The 17,206-nt window shown below is 73.1% G+C and carries 18 protein-coding genes; 17 read left to right on the forward strand and 1 reads right to left on the reverse strand.

Features of this window, described 5'->3' with window-relative positions:
- Positions 1–97 precede the first annotated feature (97 nt).
- The 15 genes from rpsD (at position 98) to nusB (ending at position 14,517) form a co-directional block, all read left to right on the forward strand.
- Complete coding sequence (gene rpsD / locus QPK52_RS22865) at positions 98–766, forward strand: 30S ribosomal protein S4 (RefSeq protein ID WP_410539330.1); 669 nt, start codon at positions 98–100, stop codon at positions 764–766.
- 270 nt (positions 767–1,036) lie between these two features.
- On the forward strand, positions 1,037–1,474 hold the full coding sequence (locus QPK52_RS22870) for a DUF948 domain-containing protein (RefSeq protein WP_410539331.1): 438 nt from the start codon (positions 1,037–1,039) through the stop codon (positions 1,472–1,474).
- 7 nt (positions 1,475–1,481) lie between these two features.
- Positions 1,482–1,823: a DUF6167 family protein gene (locus QPK52_RS22875; protein ID WP_093662550.1), complete on the forward strand. Its 342-nt coding sequence runs from the start codon at positions 1,482–1,484 to the stop codon at positions 1,821–1,823.
- Positions 1,823–4,486: an alanine--tRNA ligase gene (gene alaS, locus QPK52_RS22880; protein WP_410539332.1), complete on the forward strand. Its 2,664-nt coding sequence runs from the start codon at positions 1,823–1,825 to the stop codon at positions 4,484–4,486. Before QPK52_RS22875 ends, alaS begins: the two co-directional genes overlap by 1 nt.
- Positions 4,486–4,953, forward strand: coding sequence for a Holliday junction resolvase RuvX (gene ruvX / locus QPK52_RS22885; RefSeq protein WP_410539333.1), 468 nt, complete (start codon positions 4,486–4,488; stop codon positions 4,951–4,953). The genes alaS and ruvX overlap by 1 nt, the downstream gene beginning before the upstream one ends.
- A gap of 127 nt (positions 4,954–5,080) precedes the next feature.
- On the forward strand, positions 5,081–6,943 hold the full coding sequence (gene mltG / locus QPK52_RS22890) for an endolytic transglycosylase MltG (protein WP_410539335.1): 1,863 nt from the start codon (positions 5,081–5,083) through the stop codon (positions 6,941–6,943).
- On the forward strand, positions 6,940–7,785 hold the full coding sequence (locus QPK52_RS22895; protein WP_410539337.1) for a shikimate dehydrogenase: 846 nt from the start codon (positions 6,940–6,942) through the stop codon (positions 7,783–7,785). Before mltG ends, QPK52_RS22895 begins: the two co-directional genes overlap by 4 nt.
- 116 nt (positions 7,786–7,901) lie before the next feature.
- The gene (gene aroC, locus QPK52_RS22900; RefSeq protein ID WP_410539338.1) at positions 7,902–9,086 is read left to right on the forward strand and encodes a chorismate synthase; all 1,185 of its coding nucleotides are present in this window, start codon (positions 7,902–7,904) and stop codon (positions 9,084–9,086) included.
- Positions 9,083–9,625: a shikimate kinase gene (locus QPK52_RS22905; protein ID WP_410539339.1), complete on the forward strand. Its 543-nt coding sequence runs from the start codon at positions 9,083–9,085 to the stop codon at positions 9,623–9,625. Before aroC ends, QPK52_RS22905 begins: the two co-directional genes overlap by 4 nt.
- On the forward strand, positions 9,622–10,716 hold the full coding sequence (aroB, locus tag QPK52_RS22910; protein WP_410539340.1) for a 3-dehydroquinate synthase: 1,095 nt from the start codon (positions 9,622–9,624) through the stop codon (positions 10,714–10,716). The genes QPK52_RS22905 and aroB overlap by 4 nt, the downstream gene beginning before the upstream one ends.
- Positions 10,713–11,168 (forward strand): type II 3-dehydroquinate dehydratase, encoded by a 456-nt coding sequence (gene aroQ / locus QPK52_RS22915; protein ID WP_410539342.1) that lies wholly within the window; start codon positions 10,713–10,715, stop codon positions 11,166–11,168. The genes aroB and aroQ overlap by 4 nt, the downstream gene beginning before the upstream one ends.
- 160 nt (positions 11,169–11,328) lie before the next feature.
- Positions 11,329–12,255 (forward strand): AAA family ATPase, encoded by a 927-nt coding sequence (locus QPK52_RS22920; protein ID WP_410539343.1) that lies wholly within the window; start codon positions 11,329–11,331, stop codon positions 12,253–12,255.
- Positions 12,256–12,334: 79 nt separating this feature from the next.
- Complete coding sequence (locus tag QPK52_RS22925; RefSeq protein ID WP_410539344.1) at positions 12,335–13,459, forward strand: M24 family metallopeptidase; 1,125 nt, start codon at positions 12,335–12,337, stop codon at positions 13,457–13,459.
- A 60-nt stretch (positions 13,460–13,519) separates the two neighbouring features.
- Positions 13,520–14,086 (forward strand): elongation factor P, encoded by a 567-nt coding sequence (efp, locus tag QPK52_RS22930; RefSeq protein ID WP_410539345.1) that lies wholly within the window; start codon positions 13,520–13,522, stop codon positions 14,084–14,086.
- A gap of 2 nt (positions 14,087–14,088) precedes the next feature.
- Positions 14,089–14,517, forward strand: a complete 429-nt coding sequence (nusB, locus tag QPK52_RS22935) for a transcription antitermination factor NusB (protein WP_410539346.1) — start codon at positions 14,089–14,091, stop codon at positions 14,515–14,517.
- 177 nt (positions 14,518–14,694) lie between these two features.
- Here the strand turns inward: nusB and bldD are convergent, their stop codons facing one another.
- Positions 14,695–15,195 carry a transcriptional regulator BldD gene (gene bldD / locus QPK52_RS22940; RefSeq protein ID WP_093850776.1) on the reverse strand — a complete coding sequence of 167 codons (501 nt, stop codon included), beginning with the start codon at positions 15,193–15,195 and terminating at the stop codon, positions 14,695–14,697.
- A gap of 265 nt (positions 15,196–15,460) precedes the next feature.
- On the opposite strand from bldD, the gene pyrR reads away from it, so the two are divergent.
- On the forward strand, positions 15,461–16,045 hold the full coding sequence (pyrR, locus tag QPK52_RS22945) for a bifunctional pyr operon transcriptional regulator/uracil phosphoribosyltransferase PyrR (RefSeq protein ID WP_410540444.1): 585 nt from the start codon (positions 15,461–15,463) through the stop codon (positions 16,043–16,045).
- 118 nt (positions 16,046–16,163) lie between these two features.
- Positions 16,164–17,204 (forward strand): aspartate carbamoyltransferase catalytic subunit, encoded by a 1,041-nt coding sequence (locus QPK52_RS22950; RefSeq protein ID WP_410539347.1) that lies wholly within the window; start codon positions 16,164–16,166, stop codon positions 17,202–17,204.
- Positions 17,205–17,206 lie beyond the last annotated feature (2 nt).

The raw sequence follows: 17,206 nt of genomic DNA on the forward strand, positions 1-17,206 counted from the left end.
CCTCGCGCTCTCCGCCCCGGCGGCGGCTCCGGCACTGCCGCCGGGGCCGCCGCCGCGTGCGGAACCGGCGCCGGGCAGGGGGCTCCCAGGTCGAAACATGCGTTCTCCTCCGCTAAGGTTAGGCTCACCTAAATTACACGGAGGTCCGTTCAACGTGAACCAGTCGCGTCCCAAGGTCAAGAAGTCGCGTGCGCTCGGCATCGCGCTGACCCCGAAGGCCGTGAAGTACTTCGAGCAGCGCCCGTACCCGCCGGGCGAGCACGGCCGGGGCCGCAAGCAGAACAGCGACTACAAGGTCCGGCTGCTGGAGAAGCAGCGGCTGCGCGCCCAGTACGACATCAGCGAGCGCCAGATGGCCCGCGCCTACGACCGCGCCCGCAAGGCCGAGGGCAAGACGGGTGAGGCCCTGGTCGTCGAGCTGGAGCGCCGCCTGGACGCGCTCGTCCTGCGCTCGGGGATCGCCCGCACCATCTACCAGGCCCGCCAGATGGTCGTGCACGGCCACATCGAGGTCAACGGCCGCAAGGTCGACAAGCCCTCCTTCCGCGTCCGCCCGGAGGACGTGGTGTCCGTCCGCGAGCGCAGCCGTGCCAAGCACCCCTTCCAGGTGGCGCGCGAGGGCGGTTACGCGCCCGACGGGGAGACCCCTCGCTACCTCCAGGTCAACCTCCAGGCGCTGGCCTTCCGTCTGGACCGGGAGCCGAACCGCAAGGAGATCCCGGTCGTCTGCGACGAGCAGCTCGTCGTCGAGTACTACGCCCGCTGATCCGGCACCGCACCGCACCCGTACCGCCCGGTCCCCGGCCCTTCTGACGCATCGCGCGGCAGGAGGGCCGCGGCGCGTCGCGCACCGGCGCGCGGGCCGGTGCCGCCGGGCCGGGGGAGCGCGGTACGGGAACAATGCGGTACGGGCGACGGCCCGCGGCGCGATAAGGTCGGTATCCGCCGTCGCACCCGTGAGATCGGTGGGCAGGTACCCCCACGAACCGCAGGACGCGGCGGCCGACCCCATACGACCCGAGGGAAGCGGTGCAGCGTGTCCGGTGGAGAGGTGGCCGGCCTCCTGGTGGCCGTCTTCTGGGCGATCCTGGTGTCGTTCCTCGCCGTGGTGCTGGTGAGGCTCGCGCAGACGCTCAAGGCGGCGACCAGACTGGTGACGGGTGTGACGGAGCAGGCGGTCCCCCTCCTCACCGAGGCGTCCGAGACCGTCCGTTCGGCACAGAGCCAGCTCAGCCGGGTGGACGCCATCGCCTCGGACGTCCAGGAGGTCACCGCCAACGCCTCGGCGCTCTCCTCCACCGTCTCCACCGCCTTCGGCGGCCCGCTGGTCAAGGTGGCCGCGTTCGGCTACGGAGTGCGCCGCGCCCTCGGCCGCAGGAACGACCCGCCGCGGTCCAGGCGCCCCGTCGTCGTGGGCCGGTCCGTGCCGGCCGCGCGCCGGGGGGCCGGCCGGCGCCGCGACGGAAAGGACTGATCCCACCGTGTTCCGCCGTGCCTTCTGGTTCAGCGCCGGCGCCGCCGCCGGCGTCTGGGCCACCACCAAGGTCAACCGCAAGCTGCGCAGCCTCGCGCCCGACAGCCTCGCCGTACGAGCGGCGGACCAGGCCGTGGCGGCCGGGCACCGGCTCAAGGACTTCGCGCTCGACGTCCGCGCCGGAATGGCACAGCGGGAGATCGAGTTGAACGACGCACTGGGACTGACGGCCCCCGCCGACCCCGGGGCCGCAGGCCAGGCGGAAGAACGCCGGGGGATCGCCGGACGGGCCCCGCACCGTCCTGCCCTCGGAGCCACCCACCCGTACGACCGGAATGAGGACCACTGATGGAGTCGGCTGAAATCCGCCGCCGCTGGCTGCGCTTCTTCGAGGAGCGGGGGCACACCGTCGTGCCGTCGGCGTCGCTGATCGCGGACGACCCGACGCTGCTGCTGGTCCCCGCCGGCATGGTGCCCTTCAAGCCGTACTTCCTGGGTGAGGCCACCCCGCCGTACGAGCGCGCCGTCAGTGTGCAGAAGTGCGTGCGCACCCCGGACATCGAGGAGGTCGGCAAGACCACCCGGCACGGCACCTTCTTCCAGATGTGCGGCAACTTCTCCTTCGGCGACTACTTCAAGGAGGGCGCCGCGAAGCTCGCCTGGGAGCTGCTCACCACGCCCCAGGAGGAGGGCGGCTACGGCCTGGAGCCGGAGAGGCTGTGGATCACCGTCTACGAGGACGACGACGAGGCCGAGCGCATCTGGCGCGACGTCGTCGGCGTCCCCGCGGAGCGGATCCAGCGGCTGGGCAAGGAGGAGAACTACTGGGACATGGGCGTGCCCGGTCCCTGCGGCCCCTGCTCGGAGATCAACTACGACCGGGGCCCGGAGTTCGGCGCCGAGGGCGGCCCGGCCGTCAACGACGAGCGCTACGTGGAGATCTGGAACCTGGTCTTCATGCAGTACGAGCGCGGGCCGGGCGAGGGCAAGGACTACCCGATCCTCGGTGAGCTGCCCAGCAAGAACATCGACACCGGCCTCGGTATGGAGCGCCTGGCGATGATCCTGCAGGGCGTGCACAACATGTACGAGACCGACACCCTGCGCGCGGTCATCGACAAGGCCGGCGAGCTGACCGGGGTGCGCTACGGCGCCGCCGAGGACAGCGACGTCTCCCTGCGCGTGGTCGCCGACCACATGCGCACCTCCGTGATGCTCATCGGCGACGGCGTCACCCCCGGCAACGAGGGCCGCGGCTACGTGCTGCGCCGCATCATGCGCCGCGCCATCCGCAACATGCGCATCCTGGGCGCCGACAAGCCGGTCGTCGGCGAGCTGGTCGACACCGTGATCGGCACGATGGGGCAGCAGTACCCGGAGCTGATCACCGACCGGCAGCGCATCGAGACCGTCGCGCTCGCCGAGGAGGCCGCCTTCCTCAAGACCCTCAAGGCCGGCACCAACATCCTCGACACCGCCGTCACCGAGACCAAGGCCGCCGGCGGGGCCGTCCTGCCGGGCGAGAAGGCCTTCCTGCTCCACGACACCTGGGGCTTCCCCATCGACCTCACCCTGGAGATGGCCGCCGAGCAGGGCCTGTCCGTGGACGAGGAGGGCTTCCGCCGCCTGATGAAGGAGCAGCGGGAGCGCGCCAAGGCCGACGCCAGGGCCAAGAAGACCGGCCACGCCGACCTGAGCTCCTACCGCGAGGTCGCCGACACCGCCGGGACGACCGTCTTCACCGGCTACACCGACACCGAGGGCGAGGCGTCCGTTGTCGGCCTGCTGGTGAACGGCCTGCCCTCGCCGGCCGCCTCCGAGGGCGACGACGTGGAGGTCGTGCTCGACCGCACCCCGTTCTACGCCGAGGGCGGCGGCCAGCAGCCCGACACCGGCCGCATCCGCCTGGACTCCGGCGCCGTCGTAGAGGTCCGCGACGTCCAGCAGCCGGTGCCCGGCGTCACCGTGCACAAGGGCACCGTCCAGGTCGGCGAGGTCACCGTCGGCGCCTCGGCGTACGCCGCCATCGACGTCACGCGCCGCCGGGCCATCGCCCGCGCCCACAGCGCCACCCACCTCACCCACCAGGCGCTGCGCGACGCGCTCGGCCCGACGGCCGCCCAGGCCGGCTCCGAGAACGCCCCGGGCCGCTTCCGCTTCGACTTCGGTTCGCCGACCGCCGTGCCCGGCGCCGTGCTCACCGACGTCGAGCAGAAGATCAACGAGGTCCTCGCCCGTGAACTCGACGTCATGGCCGAGGTGATGAGCATGGAGGAGGCCAGGAAGCAGGGCGCCATCGCCGAGTTCGGCGAGAAGTACGGCGACCGGGTGCGCGTGGTGACCATCGGCGACTTCTCCAAGGAGCTGTGCGGCGGCACCCATGTGCACAACACCGCCCAGCTCGGCCTGGTGAAGCTGCTGGGCGAGTCCTCCATCGGCTCCGGCGTGCGCCGCGTGGAGGCCCTGGTCGGCGTGGACGCCTACAACTTCCTCGCCCGCGAGCACACGGTGGTCTCCCAGCTCACCGATCTGCTCAAGGGCCGCCCCGAGGAGCTGCCGGAGAAGATCTCCGGGATGCTCGCCAAGCTCAAGGACGCCGAGAAGGAGATCGAGCGCTTCCGCGCCGAGAAGGTCCTGGCCGCCGCCGCGGGCCTGGCCTCCTCCGCCCGCGACGTCAACGGGACCGCGTTCGTCGGCGCCCGGGTCCCCGACGGCACGACCGCCGACGACCTGCGCAAGCTCGTCCTCGACGTGCGCGGCCGTGTCCAGGGCGGGCGTCCGGCCGTGGTGGCGCTGTTCTCGGTGGCCAACGGCCGTCCGCTGACCGTCATCGCCACCAACGACGCCGCCCGCGACCGCGGCCTGAAGGCGGGCGACCTCGTCCGCGCCGCCGCCAAGGCCCTCGGCGGCGGGGGCGGCGGCAAGCCGGACGTCGCCCAGGGCGGAGGCCAGAACCCCCAGGCGGTCGACGAGGCCGTCGCCGCCGTCGAGCGCCTGGTGGCGGCCGCCTGATGCGGCGCGGCAGGCGGCTGGCCGTCGACGTCGGGGACGCCCGGATCGGGGTCGCCTCCTGCGACCCCGACGGGCTCCTGGCCACACCGGTGGAGACCGTGCCGGGACGCGACGTCCCGGCCGCCCGCCGCCGGCTGGCCGAACTCGTCGCGGAGTACGAACCGCTGGAGGTCGTGGTCGGGCTCCCCCGCTCCCTCAACGGGCGCGAGGGCCCGGCCGCGGCCCGGGTGCGGGCCTTCGCCCGGGAGCTTGCCCAGGCCGTCGCCCCGGTGGCGGTACGCCTGGTGGACGAGCGGATGAGCACCGTCACCGCGGCCCAGTCCATGCGCGCCTCGGGCGTCTCGTCGAAGAAGGGGCGCAGCCGGATCGACCAGGCCGCTGCCGTGGTCATCCTGCAGAGCGCCCTGGAGACCGAGCGGGTGTCCGGCCAGGCCCCGGGGGAGTGCGTCGGAGCGGGCGGCCGATAGCGGTACGGTAACGTTCCGCTTCGGACGGCGCCGTTCGAACACCAAGCCGTACGCCGGAGACGGCTGTTCGGGCAGCGGCGTCCGCGAGTACCGCAACCGGCTGCCGTCCGACGGCTCTAGGGGATCGATGACTGAGTATGGCCGGGGCACCGGCTCCGAACCGTGGCACCCCGACGACCCCCTCTACGGGGACCAGGGGTGGAACGACGGAGTCCACCACGGGGCCCAGCAGGGAACCCGGCACGGCGACTGGGACACCTACGGCGGGCAGAGCCAGTACCACCCCCAGCAGCACCAGGGCCAACAGCACCAAGGTCAGCAACAGCACCAGGACCACCAGCAGTCCGGCTACGGGCAGCAGGGCTGGGACACCCAGGGCGGCGGACAGCAGTACGGGCACCAGCAGCAGTACGGCGATCCGTACGGCCACCAGGACCAGCAGCACCACGGGCAGCACCAGGGCGACCCCTACGGCCACCAGCAGCAGTACGGCGATCCGTACGGCCAGCAGCACCACCAGCAGCACGGGCAGCACCAGGGCGACCCCTACGGACAGCACCAGGGGCAGCACCAGGACGATCCGTACGGCGGCGGACAGTACGCGGACCACACCGCTCACCCCGGAGCCCAGGACGCCTACCCGCAGTACCCCGAGCAGCATCCCGAGCAGCACGGGCACCGCGACCACCCCGAGCAGCACGGGCAGCACGAGGAGTACGGGCAGCAGCCTCCGCACCCCCAGCAGCCGGGGCGGCGGCGCCGCGACGAGCCGGACCCCGGCCCCGGGCCCGACGAGGAGACCGGCTGGGACCCCGGCCCGGACCAGGGCGAGCACGCCTTCTTCTCGGACGACGGCGACGACGAGCACGACGACGAGGGCGGCGGCCGGTCCGGACGCGGAGGCAAGGGCAGGGGCGGCAGGAAGGGAAGGAACGGCATCGCCTGCCTGACCGTCGCCCTCGTCCTGGTCGGCGGCGTCGGCACGGCCGGCTACTTCGCCTACGACTTCTACCAGAGCCACTTCGCCGCCGCGCCCGACTTCTCGGGTCAGGGCGAGGGCGAGACCCAGGTGGAGATCCCCGAGAACAGCACGCTGGCCCAGATGGGCGCCATCCTGGAGAAGGCCGGCGTGGTCAAGAGCCAACAGGGCTTCATCGAGGCGTCCAACGCCAATCCCAGGGCGCAGAGCATCCAGCCGGGCGTCTACATGCTCCGCAAGGAGATGTCCTCGGCGGCGGCCATCGAGATGATGCTCGACCCCTCCAGCCAGAACGCCCTGATCATCGCCGAGGGCAAGCGGGCCTCGGAGATCTACGCGCTGATCGACGAGAAGCTCGACCTGGCGGAGGGCAGCACGAAGAAGGCCGCCGAGAAGGCCGACCTCGGCCTGCCGGAGTGGGCGGAGGGCAACCCCGAGGGCTTCCTCTTCCCCGCCAAGTACACCGTGGGCGACAAGACCGAGCCCGAGGACCTGCTCAAGAAGATGGTTGAGCGGGCCGAGCGGGAGTTCGAGAAGGCGGACCTGGAAGGCCATGTGGAGCGGCTCGGCCTCGAGTCGCCGCTCCAGGTGCTCACCGTCGCCAGCCTGGTGCAGGCGGAGGGCAAGTACAAGCACGACTTCGTGAAGGTCTCCCGTGTGGTCTACAACCGGCTGAAGCCCGACAACACCGAGACCAACGGCTACCTGCAGTTCGACTCCACCTACAACTTCGCCAAGAACCAGTACACGCTGGACGTGCCCTCGCCCAGCACCATGGCCAAGTTCGACCACCCCTACAACACCTATGCCAAGAAGGGCCTGCCGCCCGGCCCGATCAACAGCCCGGGCGCCGAGGCGCTGCACGCGGCGGTGGAGCCGGCCGAGGGCAACTGGTACTACTTCGTGTCGATCACGGAGGACAACACGGTGTTCTCCGACACCTACGAGGAACACAGCCGGCACGTGGAGAAGTTCAACGCGGAGCAGGAGAAGAACGGGGAGGGCGGGTGAGCCCGGCCGCGAGGCGGGCGGCGGTCCTGGGATCGCCCATCGCCCACTCCCTCTCCCCGGTGCTCCACCGGGCCGCCTACCGTGAGATGGGCCTGACCGGCTGGTCGTACGACCGCTTCGAGGTGGACGAGGGCGGCATCGCGCCCTTCCTGGAGAAGCTCGCCGCCGGCGGCGAGGAGTGGGCCGGCCTGTCGCTGACCATGCCGCTCAAGCGGGCCGTCATCCCCCTGCTGGACGGGATCGGCGACACCGCGGCCTCGGTCGGGGCCGTCAACACCGTGGTCTTCACCGCGGACGGCCGCCGCCTCGGCGAGAACACCGACATCCCCGGCATGATCGCCGCACTGCGCGAACGCGGCGTGGAGAGCGTTCCGCACGCCGCGGTGCTGGGCGCCGGGGCCACGGCCTCCTCCGCGCTCGCCGCGCTCGCCCGGATCTGCACCGGCGAGGTCACCGCGTACGTCCGCAGCCGGGAGCGGGCCGAGGAGATGCGCGGCTGGGGCGAGCGGCTGGGTGTCGCGGTGGCGACCGCCGACTGGGCGGACGCGCCGCGGGCGCTGACCGCGCCCCTGGTGATCGCCACCACGCCCGCGGGCGCCGCCGACGCCCTGGCGGCGGCCGTGCCCGAGCGGCCCGGCACCCTCTTCGACGTCCTCTACGAGCCCTGGCCGACCCCGCTGGCCGCGGCCTGGGCCGGGCGCGGCGGACAGGTCCTCGGCGGCCTGGACCTCCTGGTGCACCAGGCCGTCCTCCAGGTCGAGATGATGACCGGCCGCTCCCCGGCCCCGCTGGCCGCGATGCGCGCGGCGGGCGAGGCCGCGCTGGCCGCGCGCACGGCCTGAGGCGGGGACCGGCAGCCGAGACGGGCGTCCCGCCTGCTGGACGGAGGGCCGGTCCCGCGGTGCGATCGTGAAAGGATCGGGACCGAGCACGTACGGGCCTGGACTGAGGAGCACCGTTGAGCAGGTTGCGCTGGCTGACCGCGGGGGAGTCGCACGGCCCCGCACTGGTGGCGACGCTGGAGGGGCTGCCCTACGGCGTGCCGATCACCACGGAGATGGTGGCGGACGAGCTGGCGCGGCGGCGGCTGGGCTACGGTCGCGGCGCGCGGATGAAGTTCGAGCGGGACGAGGTCACCTTCCTGGGCGGGGTGCGGCACGGGCTGACCCTGGGCTCCCCGGTCGCGGTCATGATCGGCAACACAGAGTGGCCCAAGTGGGAGAAGGTCATGGCGGCCGACCCGGTGGATCCGGCCGAGCTGGCCGAGCTGGCCCGCAACGCGCCGCTGACCCGGCCCCGCCCCGGCCACGCCGATCTGGCCGGGATGCAGAAGTACGGGGTGGGCGACGCCCGGCCGATCCTGGAGCGGGCCTCGGCGCGGGAGACGGCCGCCCGGGTGGCGCTGGGCGCGGTCGCCCGGTCGTACCTGAAGGAGACGGCCGGCATCGGGATCGTCTCCCATGTGGTGGCGCTGGGCGGGGCCGAGGCCCCGGCCGGGACGCTGCCGGAGCCGGGGGACGTGGCGCGGCTGGACGCCGACCCGGTGCGCTGCCTGGATCCGGAGGCGAGCCGGGCGATGGTGGAGGTCATCGACGCCGCCCACAAGGACGGCGACACCCTCGGCGGCGTCGTCGAGGTCGTCGCCTACGGGGTGCCGGTCGGGCTGGGCTCCCACGTGCACTGGGACCGCCGGCTGGACGCCCGGCTGGCCGGAGCGCTGATGGGCATCCAGGCCATCAAGGGCGTGGAGGTCGGCGACGGCTTCGAGCTGGCCCGGGTGCCCGGCTCCAGGGCGCACGACGAGATCGTGCCCGGTGAGGACGGCATCCGGCGTGCCTCGGGGCGGTCGGGCGGCACCGAGGGCGGGCTGTCCACCGGCGAGGTGCTGCGGGTGCGGGCGGCGATGAAGCCGATCGCCACCGTGCCGCGGGCGCTGGCCACCGTGGACGTGACCACCGGGGAGGCCACCCGCGCCCACCACCAGCGCTCGGACGTGTGCGCGGTCCCGGCGGCCGGGATCGTCGCCGAGGCGATGGTCGCGCTGGTGCTGGCCGACGCGGTCGCCGAGAAGTTCGGCGGCGACTCGGTCACCGAGACCCGCCGCAACGTGACCGGCTTCCTGGACCACCTGGGGATCCGGTGAGCACCGGGCGGCCGCGGGAAGCCGGCGCCGGCCCGGCCGTGGTCCTGGTGGGCCCGCCCGGCGCGGGCAAGACCACCGTGGGGGCGGTGCTGGCCCGCCGGCTGGGTGTGGCGCTGCGCGACACCGACGCGGACATCGAGGCCGCCGCGGGCAAGGCCATCCCCGAGATCTTCGTCGACGACGGGGAGGCGCACTTCCGCGCACTGGAGCGGGAGGCGGTACGCGCGGCCCTGACCGGGCACGAGGGCGTGGTCTCGCTCGGCGGCGGCGCGGTCATGGACGCCGGCACCCGCGAGCTGCTGGCCGGCCTTCCCGTGGTCTTCCTGGACGTGGCACTGGCCGACGCCGTCAAACGCGTCGGGCTGGACGCCCCGCGCCCCCTGCTGGCGGTCAACCCCCGCAAGCAGTGGCGCACGCTGATGGAGCAGCGCCGCCCGCTGTACACCGAGGTGGCCCGCGCGGTCGTCACCACCGAGGGCCGCGACCCGGAGGAGACCGCCCAGGCGGTCCTGGACGCACTTAGGTTGAAGGAAGCATGACCACCACACCTCCCACCCGCATCACCGTCGGCGGCACCGCGGGCACCGCGCCCTACGACGTCCTCGTCGGACGGCGGCTCCTGGACGAACTGCCGGGTCTGATCGGCACCGAGGCCCGCCGGGTGGCCGTGATCCACCCCGAGGCGCTGGCCGAGACCGGCCAGGTGCTGCGCGAGGACCTGGCGGAGCAGGGGTACGAGGCCATCGCCGTCCAGGTGCCCAACGCCGAGGAGGCCAAGACCGCCGAGGTCGCCGCGTACTGCTGGAAGGCGCTGGGGCAGTCCGGCTTCACCCGCACCGACGTCGTCGTCGGCGTCGGCGGGGGAGCGACCACCGACCTGGCGGGCTTCGTCGCGGCGACCTGGCTGCGCGGGGTGCGCTGGATCGCGGTGCCCACCACGGTGCTGGGCATGGTGGACGCGGCCGTCGGCGGCAAGACCGGCATCAACACCGCCGAGGGCAAGAATCTGGTGGGCGCCTTCCATCCCCCGGCCGGAGTGCTGTGCGACCTGGCCGCGCTGGAGTCGCTGCCGGTGCACGACTACGTCAGCGGCCTGGCCGAGATCATCAAGGCGGGCTTCATCGCCGACCCGGCCATCCTGGACCTGATCGAGGCCGACCCCGAGGCCGCCCGCACCCCCGAGGGCCCGCACACCTCCGAGCTGATCGAGCGCTCCATCCGGGTCAAGGCCGAGGTGGTCTCCTCCGACCTGAAGGAGTCGGGACCGCGGGAGATCCTCAACTACGGGCACACCCTGGCCCACGCCATCGAGAAGAACGAGCGCTACAACTGGCGGCACGGCGCGGCCGTCGCCGTCGGCATGGTCTTCGCCGCCGAGCTGGGCCGCATCGCGGGCCGGCTGGACGACGCCACCGCCGACCGGCACCGGGCGATCCTCACCGCCGTCGGGCTGCCCGTCACCTACCGGGGCGACCAGTGGCCCAAGCTGCTGGAGACGATGAAGGTCGACAAGAAGACCCGCGGCGACCGGCTGCGCTTCATCGTCCTGGACGGGCTGGCCAGGCCCGCCGTCCTGGAGGGGCCGGACCCGGCGATGCTGCTCGCCGCCCACGCGGAGATCGCCGCGTGAGCGGCGCCGGGCCCCGCAGGGTCCTCGTCCTCAACGGCCCCAACCTCGGCCGCCTGGGCTCCCGCGAGCCCGACGTCTACGGTTCCACCTCCTACGCCGGGCTCGTCGAGCGGTGCACGGAACTGGGCAGGGAGCTGGGCCTTGAGGTCGAGGTCCGCGAGACCAACGACGAGGGCGAGATGATCCGCTGGCTCCACGAGGCCGCCGACGCCTGTCTGCCGGTCGTCCTCAACCCCGCCGCGTTCACCCACTACTCGTACGGGATGCGCGACGCCGCCGCCCAGCGCACCGCCCCGCTGATCGAGGTGCACATCTCCAACCCCCACGCCCGCGAGGAGTTCCGCCACACCTCGGTCGTGGCGGCCGTGGCCTCCGGCACCATCGCGGGCTTCGGCATCGGCTCCTACGAACTGGCCCTGCGCGCCCTGGCCGGCGACCGGCCGCAGGGCTGAAACGGGCCGGGACGGGGGCGCGGGCACCACTTCGGACCGCCGACCGTTCACACGGCACCGGACGGGGAGGGTACCGTTCGGTGCCGGACGGACGAGGTGACGTCCGGCCGGGCCCACCGCGCCCGGCCGGCGCACCGGACGGAAACGGAGTTGGGACCGGATGCAGCAGTACGGGGCGCAGCGGCCCGTCCCGCCCTCGGGCTCACCCCAGGGCCATCCCCAGGGACACCCACCCCACCCCCACCCCCACCCCCATCCCCACCCTCACCCGCAGCCCGCTGCCCACCCCGGCTGGAACACCCCCCGCCGGGTCCCCCCGCCTCCGCCCCCGCCACCCTCGCACCCGGCTCCGCCCGCCGTGCCCACGGCACCTCCCGCCGGGCCGCCCCCGGCCGCCGCGCCCACCCCGGCGCCCCCGCCGCAGGCTCCGGACGCCACCGGCCACCTCCGGCTGCCGCCCGGCGCGCCGGTGCAGATATCGGGCACGGCCGACCCTGCCGCCGGCCCCGTCACGGTGGAGGCCGCGCACACCGCCGCCGTCGCCGTCCTGCTGATCGGTCCGGCGGGAGCCGGCAAGACCACCGTCGCCCGGTACTGGGCGGACACCCGCCGGGTGCCCACCGCGCACATCAGCCTCGACGACGTCCGCGAATGGGTGCGCTCCGGTTTCGCCGACCCCCAGTCCGGCTGGAACGAGCACTCCGAGGCGCAGTACCGCCTCGCCCGCCGCACCTGCGGCTTCGCGGCCCGCAACTTCCTGGCCAACGGCATCTCCTGCATCCTGGACGACGCCGTCTTCCCCGACCGGCCCGTCGTCGGCCTCGGCGGCTGGAAGCGCCACGTCGGCCCCGGCCTGATCCCGGTGGTGCTGCTGCCCGGTCTGGAGGTCGTCCTGGAACGCAACGCCGAGCGCAGCGGCAACCGGCGGCTGTCGGACGAGGAGGTCGCCCGCATCCACGGGCGGATGGCCGGCTGGTACGGTTCCGGGCTGCCGATCATCGACAACTCCCGGCAGGACGTGGCCACCACCGCACGGCTGCTGGACGAGGCCGTGGCGCGCGCGCTCACCAGCCCGCCGAGCTGGTAGCACGTGCGGCGGGCGGCGGGTGCCGCCGTCCGGACGTGTCGGGACGCCGCCGTGCGTCACCCTGCGTACGCTCAGGGGCATGTCCGAGGTGTACGTGGCCCGCCGCAGCCGACTGCGCGACCGCTGGACGGCGGAGGGCGGTGAGGCCGCACTGGTCTCCCGGTCCGCCAACGTCCGCTACCTGACCGGCTGGTCCGTGCCCGGAGCGGTCCTGCTGCTCGGGGCGGACGGCCGCGACACCCTGCTGAGCCCGTCCGCGCCCACCACCGACGGACGCACCGAGCCGCCGCGCGCCACCGGCGACCTGCGCTGCACCGTCCTGCCCGGGAACGTGCCCGACCCGGCCGTCGCGGCCGCCGAACTGGCGGCGGCCACGGCCGGGCCGGGCACGTCACTGCTGGCGGTGGAGGAGCACGACCTCACCGTGGCCCGGCACCGGGCCCTGGCCGCGGCCGCGCCCCGGCTGCGCCTGACCGACCTGGGCCGCGCCGTGGAGCAGCAGCGCCTGGTCAAGGACGAGGAGGAGCTCGCCGCCCTGCGCGTCGCCGCGGAGATCACCGACCACGCGCTCGGCGAGCTGCTGGAGTCCATCCTGGTGGGCCGCACCGAACGCCATCTGGCGCTGGAGCTGGAACGGCGCCTGATGGACCACGGCGCCGACGGCACCGCCTTCCCCACCTGCGTCGGCACCGGCCGCAACTCCGGCCTGCCCGGCCACCGGCCCGGGGACCGGCGGGTGGAGGAGGGCGACTTCCTGAGCGTGCGGCTGGGCGCCCGCCACCGCGGCTACCGCTGTCAGATCGGCCGCACCTTCGTGATCGGCCCGGCCCCCGCCGACTGGCAGATCGAGCTGTACGAGCTGGTCTTCGCGGCCCAGCGCGCAGGGCGGGAGGCACTGCTGCCGGGGACGGAGTACCGTGAGGTGGACAGGGCCGCCCGCCATCCGCTGGAGGCGGCCGGGTACGGCGACCTCCTGGAACCGGGCACCGGGCACGGTGTGGGGCTGGAAATCGGCGAGGACCCTCGGTTGTCGCCGGCGGCCATGGGTAAACTGGACGCTTGTGTGCCGGTCACCGTCGAACCGGGGGTCCACCTCCCGGGACGGGGCGGCGTCCGGATCGACGACACGCTCGTCGTCCGCCCGCAGGCGGACGGCGGACCGGAGCTACTCACCATCACGACCAAGGAACTGCTCGCCCTGTGACACGGGGGCGCGGTCCTTCGGTCTTCCGCAGCAGCAGCAGTCTCAGGAGATTCCGCGACCGTGGCCACCACGAACGACCTCAAGAACGGCATGGTGCTCAAGCTCGAAGGGGGCCAGCTCTGGTCCGTTGTCGAGTTCCAGCACGTCAAGCCCGGCAAGGGCGGCGCCTTCGTCCGCACCAAGCTCAAGAACGTGCTCTCCGGCAAGGTGGTCGACAAGACCTTCAACGCCGGCACCAAGGTCGAGACGGCCACCGTGGACCGGCGCGGCATGCAGTTCTCCTACAAGGACGGCGCCGACTTCGTCTTCATGGACACCCAGACCTACGACCAGATGCCCATCACTCCCGAGGTCGTCGGCGACGTCGCCAACTACCTGCTGGAGGGCCAGGAGTGCACGGTCGCCGTGTACGAGGGCAATCCGCTGTTCATCGAACTGCCCGCCGCCGTCGAGCTGGTCGTCGAGTACACCGAGCCGGGCGTCCAGGGCGACCGCTCCACCGGCGGCACCAAGCCCGCCCGGCTGGAGACCGGCTACGAGATCGGCGTGCCCCTCTTCATCACCACCGGTGAGAAGATCAAGGTCGACACCCGCTCCGGCGAGTACCTCGGCCGGGTGAACAGCTAACCGTGGCAGCCCGCACCAAGGCACGTAAACGGGCCTTCCAGATCCTGTTCGAGGCCGACCAGCGCGGCAGCGCCGTGACGGCCGTGCTGGCGGACTGGATCCGGCACGCGCGGACCGACGAGCGGCAGCCGCCGGTCGGCGAGTACACGATGCAGCTCGTCGAGGGGTACGCGGAGCACGCGGACCGGATCGACGAGCTGATCGCCACCTACGCCGTCGGCTGGACGCTGGACCGGATGCCGGCGGTGGACCGCAACCTCCTGCGGCTCGGCGCGTACGAACTGATCTGGGAGGACGCCGTACCCGACGCGGTGGTGATCGACGAGGCGGTGCAGCTCGCCAAGGAGTTCTCCACCGACGAATCCCCGACCTTCGTCAACGGCCTGCTGGGCCGTCTGAAGGAACTCAAGCCGACGCTGAAGCGCGTCTGAGCCGCCTGGCCGGGACCGCACCGAAGAAGCGGCGAGGGGCCCGGGACACCCGACGGGTGCCCCGGGCCCCTCGCCGTCGGAAATCCCCGGGGGACCGGCGCGGAGCGCGACCGCCACCGGGAGCGGAACCCTCGCACGAGGGCCCCGCCCGGTGACGGCCGCGCCGCGGGGAGTGCCTCAGGCCTCCTCGTGCTGGACCGCGCGACGGGCGTCGGCGTCCAGCACACCCCAGCCGATGAGCTGCTCGGTCAGCACCGAGGGCGACTGGTCGTAGATGACGGCGAGGGTGCGCAGGTCGTCCTGGCGGATCGACAGCACCTTGCCGTTGTAGTCGCCGCGCTGGCTCTGGATCGTCGCGGCGTACCGCTGCAGCGGGCCCGCCTTCTCGGAGGGCACGTGGGCCAGCCGCTCCAGGTCCAGAACGAGCTTCGGCGGCGGCTCGGCGGCTCCGCCCGGCGTGCTGCCCGGCAGCAGCTCCTGCACCGGGACGCCGTAGAAGTCCGCCAGCTCGGCCAGCCGCTGCACGGTCACGGCACGGTCGCCGCGCTCGTACGAGCCGACCACGACCGCCTTCCAGCGGCCCTGGGACTTCTCCTCGACACCGTGGAGGGAGAGCCCCTGCTGGGTGCGGATGGCGCGGAGCTTGGCTCCGAGCTGTTTGGCGTATTCGCTGGACATATGGCTCCCCGGAGGACGTCTTCGTAACTCACTGTGATGTTACGCAGCGTAATGTACGGCGTCAAGCCGGGCCGGTCCATACCGGGGGGTGCGCGGCGGGCGCGGCCCGCGCGCCCCGGTGCGGAACGGCCCCGGCGGGCGCCGGAGCGGACGCCCCGGACGGCCCGTCCGGACGGGCTGGTAACGTTGACGGCGCACCATCCGACGTCCTTTAAGGCCCGTCCCGTGAGGCGGGGAAGGAGGTCCGTTTACCGTGGACACATCCATGGGAGAACTGGACGGCAACGGTCCCGGCCCGGTCCGCCCCGTGCTGGAGGCACCGGACATCGCGCGGGTTCTCACCCGCATCGCCCACGAGATCGTCGAACGCGCCAAGGGCGCCGACGACGTGGTGCTCCTGGGCATCCCCACCCGCGGCGCGCACCTGGCCAGGCGGCTGGGAGCCAAACTGGAGGAGATCACCGGCCGCTCGCTGCCGGTCGGCTCGCTCGACATCACCATGTACCGCGACGATCTGCGGATGCGCCCCGCCCGCGCCCTGGCCCGCACCGAGATCCCGGCCGAGGGCGTCGACGGGCGCCTGGTCGTCCTGGTCGACGACGTGCTCTTCTCCGGCCGCACCATCCGGGCCGCGCTCGACGCGCTCGGCGACATCGGCCGCCCCCGCGCCGTGCAGCTCGCGGTCCTGGTCGACCGCGGCCACCGCGAACTGCCGATCCGCGCGGACTACGTCGGCAAGAACCTCCCCACGTCGCTGCGGGAGACGGTCAAGGTCCAGCTCACCGAGGAGGACGGCCGCGACGGCGTGCTCCTGGGCGTGCGAGAGGCCGCCCGGTCCGGCGAGCGGTAGCGCTCCCGCACCCCTCGCGCCCCTCCGCCGCTCCCGCCCTCCCGGGCCCAGCGGCCACTCGCGGCCGCGTCCGCGCGCCCGCATGCCTTGAAACCTCCACACACCGGAGCACATCCAGATGCCGCTCTTCCCCGGGGGCAACCCCCGGACTTCCGGTCACCTGATCTCGGCCGCCGACCTCACCCGCGACGACGCCGTGCGCATCCTCGACACCGCCGAGGAGATGGCGCGCCTGGCCGACCGCCCGATCAAGAAGCTGCCCGCGCTGCGCGGCCGCACGATCGTCAACCTCTTCTTCGAGGACTCCACCCGCACACGCATCTCCTTCGAGGCCGCCGAGAAGCGGCTGTCCGCCGACGTCATCAACTTCGCGGCCAAGGGGTCCTCGGTCTCCAAGGGCGAGTCCCTCAAGGACACCGCCCAGACCCTGGAGGCGATGGGCGTGGACGCCGTCGTCATCCGGCACGGCGCCTCCGGGGCCCCCTACCGCCTGGCCACCTCCGGCTGGATCGACGCCGCCGTCGTCAACGCCGGGGACGGCACCCACCAGCACCCCACCCAGGCGCTGCTCGACGCGTTCACCATGCGCCGCCGCCTGATCGGCCCGGACGCCGGGCTCGGCCGGGACCTCGCCGGCCGGCGGGTCACCATCGTCGGCGACATCCTGCACAGCCGCGTCGCGCGCTCCAACGTGGACCTGCTGAACACCCTGGGCGCCCAGGTCACCCTGGTGGCCCCGCCCACCCTGCTGCCGGTCGGCGTCGAGGGCTGGCCCTGCGAGGTCTCCTACGACCTGGACGCCGTGCTGCCGAAGTCCGACGCCGTGATGATGCTGCGCGTCCAGCGCGAGCGGATGAACGCCGCCTTCTTCCCCACCGAGCGCGAGTACTCCCGCCGCTACGGCCTGGACACCCAGCGCATGGACCGGATGCCCGAGCACGCCGTCGTGATGCACCCCGGGCCCATGGTCCGGGGCATGGAGATCACCGCCGAGGTCGCCGACTCCGGCCGCTGCACCGTCACCGAGCAGGTCGCCAACGGCGTCTCGATCCGCATGGCCGTGCTGTACCTGCTGCTCGGCGGCTCCGAGCACGCCAACGCCAACAACGCCAGCAACGCCAACGCCGCCGGCACCACCGCCCGTACCGAGGAGAAGTGACA

The sequence above is a fragment of the Streptomyces sp. KL2 genome (assembly GCF_046529545.1).
In the GTDB taxonomy this organism is placed as follows: domain Bacteria; phylum Actinomycetota; class Actinomycetes; order Streptomycetales; family Streptomycetaceae; genus Streptomyces; species Streptomyces radiopugnans.

Excerpts from the sequence above, each read along its gene's own strand:
- rpsD (WP_410539330.1), top strand. The coding sequence starts at position 98 with ATGCGTTCTCCTCCGCTAAGGTTAGGCTCACCTAAATTACACGGAGGT.
- alaS (WP_410539332.1), top strand. The coding sequence starts at position 1,823 with ATGGAGTCGGCTGAAATCCGCCGCCGCTGGCTGCGCTTCTTCGAGGAG.
- ruvX (WP_410539333.1), top strand. The coding sequence starts at position 4,486 with ATGCGGCGCGGCAGGCGGCTGGCCGTCGACGTCGGGGACGCCCGGATC.
- mltG (WP_410539335.1), top strand. The coding sequence starts at position 5,081 with ATGACTGAGTATGGCCGGGGCACCGGCTCCGAACCGTGGCACCCCGAC.
- aroB (WP_410539340.1), top strand. The coding sequence starts at position 9,622 with ATGACCACCACACCTCCCACCCGCATCACCGTCGGCGGCACCGCGGGC.
- QPK52_RS22920 (WP_410539343.1), top strand. The coding sequence starts at position 11,329 with ATGCAGCAGTACGGGGCGCAGCGGCCCGTCCCGCCCTCGGGCTCACCC.
- QPK52_RS22925 (WP_410539344.1), top strand. The coding sequence starts at position 12,335 with ATGTCCGAGGTGTACGTGGCCCGCCGCAGCCGACTGCGCGACCGCTGG.
- bldD (WP_093850776.1), bottom strand. The coding sequence starts at position 15,195 with ATGTCCAGCGAATACGCCAAACAGCTCGGAGCCAAGCTCCGCGCCATC.
- pyrR (WP_410540444.1), top strand. The coding sequence starts at position 15,461 with ATGGGAGAACTGGACGGCAACGGTCCCGGCCCGGTCCGCCCCGTGCTG.
- QPK52_RS22950 (WP_410539347.1), top strand. The coding sequence starts at position 16,164 with ATGCCGCTCTTCCCCGGGGGCAACCCCCGGACTTCCGGTCACCTGATC.